A 267-nucleotide genomic window follows, 5' to 3' on the forward strand; every position below is an offset into this window, starting at 1 on the left:
TTTATCTCGTTCATCCATTGAACTACTACTTCTGGTGACACCTCCTTTCCCACTCCCTGTACTTTTTTAAAACATCAAGTTGTTGTTTTAAGAACCTATTTTCTTGTTTCAATTTCTCCAGCTCTGAGGTAAATTCCGCCCCTTTCCCATACGTGTACTGTTTACCTACAGGCTGCTCAAAACGATGTGTCTCGCCATTTCTGTACCATCGCATCCATGTTTTAAGTTGTGTTTTGTTTTTAATACAAAGCTGATCCATCACTTCTT

At 39.0% G+C, this 267-nt stretch carries 1 pseudogene; it reads right to left on the reverse strand.

Annotated elements, in window-relative coordinates:
- A pseudogene (locus O0550_RS24240) lies at window positions 1-267 on the reverse strand (IS3 family transposase); the annotation flags it as partial.

Origin of the sequence: Brevibacillus halotolerans, from assembly GCF_026891775.1 — a bacterium.
Classification (GTDB): Bacteria; Bacillota; Bacilli; order Brevibacillales; family Brevibacillaceae; genus Brevibacillus_B; species Brevibacillus_B halotolerans.